Below are 3,955 nucleotides of genomic sequence, written 5' to 3'. Positions count from 1 at the left end.
GCCGGTGGCCGATGAGCTGGCGGTGTGGCCGCCGGTGGGCGCGGAGCCGGTGTCCGCGGAGGGCATGTACGCGGACCTCGACGCTGCTGGTTATGGCTACGGGCCGGTGTTCCAGGGCGTACGGGCGGCCTGGCGGCGCGGAGACGAGGTGTTCGCCGAGGTCGCGCTGGACGAGGAGCAGCAGGAGGAAGCGGCGCGCTTTGGTGTGCATCCGGCGCTGCTGGATGCGGCCTTGCACGGGGTGAAGTTCGGCGACTTCTTCTCCGAGGACCGGGCGCGGTTGCCGTTTGCGTGGCGTGGTGTGTCGTTGTACGCGGCCGGAGCGGGTGTGCTGCGGGTGCGGCTGGCACCGGCCGGTACGGACGCGGTCTCGGTGACGGTCGCGGATGGTGCCGGGCAGCCCGTCGCGGCGGTCGAGTCCCTGGTCATGCGCGAGGTGGATATCGAGCAGCTGGCCGGTGGCGGGCGGGACGACGAGCTGTTCCGCGTCGAGTGGACCGCGGTGCCGTCGGATGCGGTGGCGTCTGCCGATGTGGCCGTGGTGGGTTCGGCGGAAGGTGCTGCGTACGCCGATCTGGAGGCGTTGAGCGCGGCTGTCGGGGCCGGGGCTTCGGTGCCGGACGCGGTGCTGGTTCCGTTCGCGGCGTCGGCTGCCGGGGACACGGTCTGGGCCGCGCATGAGGCGGTCGGGCGTGCCCTGGGATTGGTGCAGGCGTGGTTGGCGGATGAGCGGTTCGCCGGGGCGCGACTGGCGGTGGTGACGTCGGGCGCGGTGGCGGTCGAGGCCGGGGAGACGGTGCGGGATCTGGCGGCGGCCGCCGCATGGGGGCTGCTCCGGTCGGCGCAGACGGAGAACCCGGGCCGATTCCTGCTGGTGGACACCGACGACGAGAACGCGCCCTCCGCTGCCCTGGCGTTGGCGCTGGGTGCGGGCGATGAGGCGCAGCTCGCGGTGCGCGGTGACGTGGTGTACGTACCGCGACTGGCCTCGGGCGCTTCGTCCGGGCAGGGCGGTGCTCCGACCTGGACCGGCCCTGATGGCGACGGAACGGTGCTGGTCACCGGGGCCACGGGAGCCCTCGGCGGCCTGGTGGCGCGGCATCTGGTGGTCGAGCACGGTGTGCGGCGTCTGCTGCTGGTGAGCCGTCGTGGCGCGGACGCCGAAGGCGCGGCGGAGCTGGTCGCTGAGCTGTCAGGGCTGGGTGCGGATGTGTCGGTGGCCGCGTGCGATGTGGCCGACCGGGAGGCGCTGGCCGGGCTGTTGGCGGGGATTCCGGCCGAGCATCCGTTGAGCGCGGTGGTGCACACGGCGGGTGTGCTGGACGACGGGCTGGTCTCGGCACTGACGCCGGAACGGCTGGAGGGCGTCATGCGCCCGAAGGTCGACGCGGCGTGGAATCTGCACCAGCTGACGCGTGAGCTGGACCTGTCGGCGTTCGTGCTGTTCTCGTCGGCTGCCGGTGTGCTGGGCAGCGCAGGCCAGGGCAACTACGCGGCGGCGAATGTGTTCCTGGACGCGCTGGCCACCGTACGCCGCGCCGAGGGGCTGCCCGCGGCCTCGCTCGCGTGGGGGATGTGGGAGCAGCACAGTGGCATGACGGGCGAGCTGGGCCAGGCGGACCTTGCGCGGATCGCCCGCTCCGGGCTGAGGGCGCTGTCGTCGGACGAGGGGCTGGCGCTGTTCGACGCCGGTGTCGCGGCCGATGACGCGTTGCTGCTGGCGGCACGGTTCGACACGGCGGCGCTGCGCGCGGCGGACGGGACCGTCCCGGCCATCCTCCGCGGACTGGTCCGAGGCCCCGTACGCCGCGCACGGGCCACGGCGGCCTCGGGCGGCCTGGGCCAGCGCCTCGCGGGGCGTTCCGGGGACGAACAGCGCGCGGCACTCCTGGAGTTCGTGCGCGGACACGTCGCGATCGTCCTGGGCCACGGTTCGGCGGGCGCGGTCGACGAGAGCCGGGCGTTCAAGGATCTGGGCTTCGACTCGCTGACGGCCGTGGAGCTGCGCAACCGGCTCAACGCCGCCACCGGGCTCCGACTGCCCGCCACCCTGGTCTTCGACCACCCCACCCCCAACGCCCTCGCCCAGCACCTCCACGCCGAGCTGTTCGGTGCTGCGGAGACGGCTGTGGTGTCGGTGGCTTCGGCGGTCGCGGCCGCCGACGACCCGATCGTGATCGTGGGCATGGGCTGCCGCTTCCCCGGTGGTGTGCGGTCCCCGGAGGAGCTGTGGGACCTGGTCGCGGGCGGCGTCGACGCGATCTCGGAGTTCCCGGTGGACCGCGGCTGGGACATGGCGAACCTGTACGACCCGGACCCGGACCGGCAGGGCAAGACGTACGCCCGGGAGGGTGGCTTCCTGCACGACGCGGCCGAGTTCGACCCGGAGTTCTTCGGGATCTCGCCGCGCGAGGCCCTCGCCATGGACCCGCAGCAGCGGTTGCTGCTGGAGACCTCGTGGGAGGCCATAGAGCGGGCGGGTGTCGATCCGCAGTCGCTTCGGGGCAGTCGGGCGGGCGTCTTCGCGGGCGTGATGTACAACGACTACGCCTCCCGGATGCAGACGGCCCCCGACGGCTTCGAGGGCTACATCGGCAACGGCAGTGCGGGCAGCGTCGCCTCGGGACGGGTCTCCTACACCTTCGGGCTCGAAGGCCCCGCGGTGACGGTGGACACCGCATGCTCGTCGTCCCTGGTGACCCTGCACCTCGCGGTGCAGGCGCTGCGCAACGGCGAATGCACCCTCGCCCTCGCCGGTGGCGTCACCGTGATGTCCACCCCGACGACCTTCGTGGAGTTCAGCCGCCAGCGGGCCCTGTCGCCCGACGGCCGGTGCAAGGCGTTCTCGGACGACGCCAACGGCACGGGCTGGGCCGAGGGCGCGGGCATGCTGCTGCTGGAGCGGCTGTCCGACGCCCGGCGCAACGGCCACGAGGTGCTGGCGGTGGTCCGGGGCTCGGCGGTGAACCAGGACGGTGCGTCGAATGGTCTGACGGCGCCGAACGGGCCCTCGCAGCAGCGGGTGATCCGGGCCGCGTTGGCGAATGCGGGTGTGGCGGCGGCGGACGTGGACGCGGTCGAGGCGCACGGTACGGGCACCACGCTGGGCGACCCGATCGAGGCGCAGGCGCTGATCGCCACGTACGGCCAGGAGCACGCCGAGGGCCAGCCGCTGTGGCTGGGCTCGCTGAAGTCCAACATCGGGCATGCGCAGGCCGCCGCCGGTGTGGCCGGTGTCATCAAGATGGTGCAGGCCATGCGGCACGGTGTGCTGCCGCAGACGCTGCACGCGCACGAGTCGTCGTCCAAGGTGGACTGGTCGGCGGGTGCGGTGGAGCTGCTGAGCGAGGCGCGTCAGTGGCCGGAGGCCGAGGGGCGTCCGCGGCGGGCGGGTGTGTCCTCGTTCGGCGTCAGCGGGACGAACGCGCACGTCATCCTGGAGCAGGCACCCGAGCCGGAGCCGGTGCAGAAGGCCGACAGCGCACCACCCGCCGCCCTGCCGTGGGTGTTCTCCGGCCGTGGCGCCGGGGCGTTGCGCGGGCAGGCGGCGCGGCTGCTGTCGCACGTCGAGGGTGACGCGGAGTTGTCGCCGGTGGACGTGGGCTGGTCGCTGGCCTCGGGACGTGCGGTGTTCGAGAACCGCGCGGTCGTGGTGGCCGGAGACCGGGACGGCCTGGCGTCCGGTGTCGCTGCTCTGGCCCGGGGCGAGGAGGCTCCCGGGCTGGTGACGGGCACGGCTGCGGGGGCTGGTGGCCGGGTGGTGTTCGTCTTCCCCGGTCAGGGTTCGCAGTGGGCGGGGATGGCGGTGGAGCTGCTGGATGCCTCGCCGGTGTTCGCCGAGCGCATGGCGGAGTGCGCTGCGGCGCTTTCCGGATTCGTGGACTGGAGCCTGCTGGATGTGGTGCGGCAGGCGCCGGACGCGCCCTCGCTGGACCGTGTCGACGTGGTGCAGCCG

The 3,955-nt window shown here is 73.3% G+C and carries 1 protein-coding gene; it reads left to right on the top strand.

Going from position 1 to position 3,955, the window contains the following annotated elements; all coding sequences use genetic code 11:
* The coding region (locus LCH29_RS43545; protein WP_446467218.1) for a type I polyketide synthase at positions 1 to 3,955 on the top strand (3,955 nt) is incomplete at both ends.

It is taken from the genome of Streptomyces sp. BRA346 (assembly GCF_052851135.1).
This window is presented reverse-complemented; position numbering and strand designations above follow the sequence as displayed.